The sequence below is a fragment of the Fluviicola sp. genome, assembly GCF_030151805.1.
Lineage (GTDB): Bacteria > Bacteroidota > Bacteroidia > Flavobacteriales_D > Crocinitomicaceae > Fluviicola.
In genome coordinates this window covers 1-4,869 of the sequence record NZ_JASLCN010000101.1, presented here as the reverse complement: position 1 = coordinate 4,869, position 4,869 = coordinate 1, and the positions used below count along the sequence as shown (strand labels likewise).

Annotated in this window: 7 protein-coding genes; all 7 read right to left on the bottom strand. The window is 41.4% G+C overall.

Annotated elements, in window-relative coordinates:
- Positions 1 to 174: 174 nt before the first annotated feature.
- Entirely contained in the window at positions 175 to 1,527 is a 1,353-nt protein-coding gene (locus Q1V93_RS03920) for a sigma-54 dependent transcriptional regulator (protein ID WP_300661728.1), read from the bottom strand.
- Positions 1,528 to 1,612: 85 nt separating this feature from the next.
- Positions 1,613 to 1,924: a hypothetical protein gene (locus Q1V93_RS03915; protein WP_300661725.1), complete on the bottom strand. Its 312-nt coding sequence runs from the start codon at positions 1,922 to 1,924 to the stop codon at positions 1,613 to 1,615.
- Between the two features lie 233 nt (positions 1,925 to 2,157).
- Complete coding sequence (locus Q1V93_RS03910) at positions 2,158 to 2,622, bottom strand: hypothetical protein (protein ID WP_300661722.1); 465 nt, start codon at positions 2,620 to 2,622, stop codon at positions 2,158 to 2,160.
- 31 nt (positions 2,623 to 2,653) lie between these two features.
- The gene (locus Q1V93_RS03905) at positions 2,654 to 3,103 is read right to left on the bottom strand and encodes a hypothetical protein (RefSeq protein WP_300661719.1); all 450 of its coding nucleotides are present in this window, start codon (positions 3,101 to 3,103) and stop codon (positions 2,654 to 2,656) included.
- Positions 3,104 to 3,160: 57 nt separating this feature from the next.
- Positions 3,161 to 3,559 carry a DUF3127 domain-containing protein gene (locus Q1V93_RS03900; RefSeq protein ID WP_300661717.1) on the bottom strand — a complete coding sequence of 133 codons (399 nt, stop codon included), beginning with the start codon at positions 3,557 to 3,559 and terminating at the stop codon, positions 3,161 to 3,163.
- Between the two features lie 24 nt (positions 3,560 to 3,583).
- Complete coding sequence (locus Q1V93_RS03895; protein WP_300661714.1) at positions 3,584 to 4,477, bottom strand: flavin reductase family protein; 894 nt, start codon at positions 4,475 to 4,477, stop codon at positions 3,584 to 3,586.
- 92 nt (positions 4,478 to 4,569) lie between these two features.
- A partial coding sequence (locus Q1V93_RS03890) for a T9SS type A sorting domain-containing protein (protein WP_300661712.1) occupies positions 4,570 to 4,869 on the bottom strand: 300 nt, incomplete at its 5' end.

The window sequence follows — 4,869 nt, the reverse complement described above, 5'->3', positions numbered from 1 at the left end:
TAATTACGAATTACGAATTACGAATTACGAATTACGAATTACGAATTACGAATTACGAATTACGAATTATTAGACTTTTAAACTCTTGAACATTTTTTTATTAGGAATTAGGAATTAGGAATTAGGAATTAGGAATTAGGAATTAGGAATTAGATGATACTCCCGGCAGAAGAACTAATCCAATTGATACTTTTCGATTTTACTGTACAAGGTTTTCCTGTCGATATTCAGCAATTTCGCAGCTTTGGATTTGTTGTACCGGGTTTGAACCAGGGCGTTCAGGATGGTCTCGCGTTCATTGGTTTCCTGGATCAGTTTCAGATCATTCGGATTGGCAGTTTCAGCGCGCGCAATCAGTTCTTCCGGCAAAGAATCCATACTGATTTCAGTTCCTTTACTCAGTAAAACCAATCGCTTGATCACATTTCCCAATTCTCTTAAATTTCCGGGCCAATCGTATTGCTGAAATACCCGGATCACGTCTGCAGGAACTTGTTTGACACTCCGGTCCAGTTCTTCGTTAGACCGTTCGATGAAATACCGGATGAATAATTCCAGATCCGCCCCGCGATCTCTCAACGCCGGCATCTGAATTTTGAATTCATTGATCCGGTGGTAAATATCTTCTCTGAAATTTCCCGATCCGATTTCCTGAAGCAGGTTTTCGTTGGTTGCCGTGATCAAACGAATGTCGATCGGAATACTTTTTCCGCTTCCAACCGGTTCGATGGTTCTTTCCTGCAAAGTACGCAGCAATTTGATCTGAACATCGTAACTCAGGTTTCCGATTTCGTCCAGGAACAAGGTTCCGCCGTTTGCCTTTTCCAGCACACCGACTTTGTCCTGCAACGCTCCGGTAAAAGAACCTTTGGCGTGACCAAACAATTCGCTTGCTGCCAGTTCTTTGGATAACACCCCGCAGTCAATTGCCACAAACGGACCTTGGGAACGCTTGCTTTGGTTGTGGATTGATCTGGCAACGTGTTCTTTTCCCGTTCCGCTTTCCCCGATGATCATAACGGATAAATCGGTTGGGGCAACCAGGTCAATGTATTCGTACAATTTTTGTGAAATGGCACTTTCGCCTTTGATGAAAGCCTTGTTTTTGGTTTCACCCTTTTTTTCGGAAGAAGTTGATTTCTGAGTGCTGTTTTCCGGAGTTTCCGTTTTCTTCTGAAGTGCGGCCTGGATCACAAGCAGTAATTCATCCGGATTGATCGGTTTGATGATGTATTCAAACGCACCGGATTGAATGGATTTCACGGCTGTCCGCACATCGTCGAAACTGGTGATGATTACTGTCGGAAGAGCAGGAAAGCTGGTTCCCATTTTAGCAATCAGTTCCAACCCGATTCCATCCGGAAGGCGGTAGTCCAAAAGCAGCAGATCGAACTTTTCTGCCTGCAACAATTTCTCGCCTGCCTGTAAGCTGGATGCCGTACTTATTTCATATCCCTTTTTGGTTAGAAAAGTGGTGACAATTTTTGAAAAAGTGGGATCGTCTTCAATTAGCAAGATCTTATTCAATGGACATATTTTGAGATTCCTAATAAAAATAAGAAAGGTCTGCCAGAAGCAAGACCTTTCTTAAGATAAATTAAGGAATTTCGGATTATTTAATCACTGTTCCGTCCTCGTTAAATTTCACTGCGTTTACTTCCGCTTTGTCGTTTACCAACTCCACTTCGTAATAAGGCTTTTCAGCTTTAACGATGTATGCTGTTTTAGCTGTCCATCCCTGGAAAGCTTCTGTTGTCAATGCTTTTTGAACAGGAGCAGGAAGCTCTTCCAATTTGATTTGTACTTTCTCCGGGTTGTTAACTGCAGCCACTTCAATTTTTGTTTCCTGTGCTGTTGTATCTGCCTGTGCGTTTGCGAATAGGGTTGTTGTAACTGCTACTGCTGCGATCATAAACTTTTTCATATCAACTTGTTTTTAAAAGATTTCTGCAAAGTCTATTAGAAATATGATGCCACAAGAAGAATTGAAAATGAAAAATGGAGAATTGAAAAGATTAATCTATTGCAAAACAGTTATTTATCTTTGGATTATTGTTTTTGTGCCAAAGAATCACCATTTTCTGAAAAACAGAAAAAGTGGGGAGAAAGTCTACAAATTGGGGAATTGCCCTACAAGTTTACGAGCACATTTGAAACCTATTTCTGATCCGGTTTTCCCGGAATACGTTTATAGTCTCCTGCCAGTGTTGCTCCACCGGAACAGAAGTAGTTCAATTCTTTGTTGGAAGGAGAGTAGATACTGAGAAGGTCTCCGGAAACCCGAAATCCCACATCGAGACCAGCCTGGGAAGCAACTAATTCCCCTTTTTTGGTGAGATGCGCATCAACTGTGAGTGTACAGGTTGGTTTCTTGATATCAGACCGGGAACGTACTTCCACATGAAATACATTTTCCCTGATGGATGTAATTGTTACGGATACCCAATCGGAACCCTTGTCTTTTTCCTGATATCCTTCAGAAACAAAAGTTCCCGTGAAGACGTTTTCAGAAAATCGGATCGTTTCCGGTTTTTCGATTTTCTTTTCTGCTGTGGAAGTACAGGCAGCAAGCATTGCAGTAAGCAAAGCAATGATTGAAAGTGAATAGCTGATTTTTTTCATTTGTGTTCAATTAGTTAAAATTTCTGGCTTTTTACAGGCTCAATTGCTGACTGATTCGCTTCTTTAATGGAAAGAGCGAGAGGTAATAAAGTAGCGCGATCAAAGCAATGTAAATGAAATAAGTATTGCTTGTGATGAGGTAAACGACATTGGAGAAAAGAATCGCGCCATCGATCAATCCCAATTGAAGGATTTTACTGCTTTGGTAATTTCTCAGTTTTGGCCGGTAATTCGTTTCATTCAAAGTTTGAGCAACGGATTTTTTCATGATGAATATTCCGGCAGAAACAGCACTTACGATCACAATGGGAACGATGATCTGAAAGAGTTCATTGGTATCATCGTTTTTCAGGGAATTCGGATCCACTAAAAGCAGGATCAGAACAGCTGAAAAACTTAAAAGACCGATCAGGAGTCCCAGGTAGATAGCCAGGATTTTGTTATAACTGGCTTGAAAGTAAGTGTCGAATGAATCGTTCATATCGTGAGGTATTCAAAAAAAATCCCCTGATAGTTATCGTCAGGGGATTTTGAAAGATTAAAACGGTAAATCATCATCATCACTCGGAGCCGTAGAAGCGCTTGGTGTAGCGATCGGATCCAGGTTCATTGCGCTTGGTCCTCCGGCCGGAATTCCTCCACCCATAGACGGTGCGGCACCAACTCGTTCGATTCTCCATGCTTCAAGTGTGTTGAAGTATCTTACTTCTCCTTGCGGACTAGTCCATTCACGACCTCTTAAGTTAAATGAAACTTCAATCTGATCCTGAAGGTTAAATCCATCAACCAAACTACACTTGTCTTGCGTTAATTGAAACAAGATATCCTGAGGATACATACTTGCATTATCAGTTAAAACAAATTCTCTTTTCGAAAACTTCTCTGATACCTGAACTGTATCATTTTTCACCTTTAAGATTCCGGATATTTTAAACATATTTCTACGGGTTATTTACACTATTTAGTCATTAAAAGAAAGCAGGGTCATCCATGCACCTTCAATATCATTTTGATTAATTAATTCTTTTGCGCGCTGATGCAGAGCCAATTCAAGCTTTGCAGGCTCGTCTTCTAAAGTTAAGAATAAATCGCTTAATTCCAAGAGCTTATATTCGTTTACATCGGTTTCATTCGGCAATTCCGTAATACCGGCCAATTGCGCCAGATCATTTCCTGTGAGAACCGAACTCAGGCGGACATCTTCCGGAAGCTGATCAAAACCGATCCCGATTGTGGTGATAGGTTTCGTAATTTCAAACATGGAAGCTTTGTTGGCGTGACAGTACCAGTTTCCGCCCATTCGCGCCACCAGGTTGATTTTCTTTTGGTCGATCGTTCCGTCTTCCGCCAAAATTTCTTCGTGAATGTGAATCTTGGTTACTTCACAGATTACCAGGTTTCCTGCACCTCCCTGATCGCCCAGTTCTCTTACTTCCAAAACTTTGCATTCGAACTGAACAGGAGCTTCCAGAACCCGCATCGGTTTGATCGTATCGGAAGGAACAGGAGTCAATCCTGCTTTCACAAATTCATCCACATCTGAAGCGAACGGAGAACTGCTCAAACTCATTTGATGCAGGATGTCATAATTCACGATGTTGATAACTACCTCCGGAACTTTCTTCACATTGTTGTAAGTATCCTTGGTAGTATTTGTCCGTCCGTTTCGCGCCGGAGAAAAAATCAACACAGGAGGAGCTGCCGAAAAAACATTGAAAAAACTAAACGGAGATAAGTTGTTTACACCGTTTTCATCAACGGTTGAAGCAAATGCGATCGGTCTCGGACCAATTGCACCCAGCAAATATCCATGTAATTTTGGAATCGGAAGTTCCTTCGGATCGAGCGTTAACATCTGTTGAATTTTTTACAAAAGTACCAAAATCGCAAAGGCATTTTCAAGCAGTCGCGAGAATTAATTAACAAAATTTGAACCCCGGAATGGAATCAGCGAATCACTTTTTTGGTAAGCTGCCCGTTCGTTCCTTCAACCCGGATGAAGTACATCCCTGGTGGATATTCACTTAAATCAAGTGATAACGTTTCAGTGATTTGTGATTGAACCATCGTTTTTCCGGATAGGTCAACGATTGAATAGGTCAGATGATCCTGGTATTCCAGGACTTTGATTGTCGCCAATTGGTTGGATGGGTTGTAAAACACATTCACAAAGTTGTCCAGGCTGTTTTCATCCATACTTGCTGTAATTCCACCTTCTTCAATAAAAACGCCGGAATCGAGAAGAGC